The sequence below is a fragment of the Piscibacillus salipiscarius genome, assembly GCF_042685285.1.
Classification (GTDB): Bacteria; Bacillota; Bacilli; order Bacillales; family Alkalibacillaceae; genus Piscibacillus; species Piscibacillus salipiscarius.
On the sequence record NZ_JBHUMZ010000029.1, the window covers coordinates 1 to 694 of the forward strand.

1 protein-coding gene is annotated in these 694 nt (G+C 35.6%); it reads right to left on the reverse strand.

The features are described from left to right. Positions 1-694, reverse strand: a 694-nt coding sequence (locus ACFSW4_RS11915; protein ID WP_377329517.1) for an IS3 family transposase, incomplete at both ends; no start/stop codon positions are given.

Genomic DNA, 694 nt, shown 5'->3' on the forward strand with positions numbered 1-694 from the left:
TTTGTCTTTAATGTATTGACCCATTGTCTATGTTGGTAATGCCAACCTTGATCAGAATGTATGGTCGTTCGATACTCAGCTTCATTAGTGATTATCTCTATTGCCTGATTAAGCGGTTGAAGTACAAAGTCTAGTGTTGGTTTCCTAGACATACCGTAAGAGATGATTTCGCCATTATATAAATCTAAAATTGGACTCAAATAAAGTTTCTCACTTCCCGCACACTTAAATTCAGTAACGTCTGTAACTAGCTTTTGTAGAGGTATAGAAGTGTTAAATCTACGATTTAAACGGTTTTTCGCTACCTTACCGACTGTTCCTTTATAAGATTTGTAACGAGATTTACGTGTGAACTTTTCACACTTTAATCCGAGCTCTCTCATGATTCGTTGTACTTTCTTATGATTTATTTGATAGCCTTTCGCCCTTAATTCTAAATGTATACGACGATACCCGTATCTCTCTCCATGTTTTTGAAACAATTCACTAATGATTTTTTTCAGATCCTTATCAGGATCTTCCTTCTTCAATTGATGAATGTGATAATGATAAGTTGCTTCTGGTATGCCTACTACTACTAACACATCTCTTAATTTGAACCCTTCTTCTTTGAGTTCGAATGCCAAGACTGTTTGTGCTTTTCGAGGTAGGCATTCGGGTTCTCCTGAAAAGCTTTTAACTTTTTTAAATATGC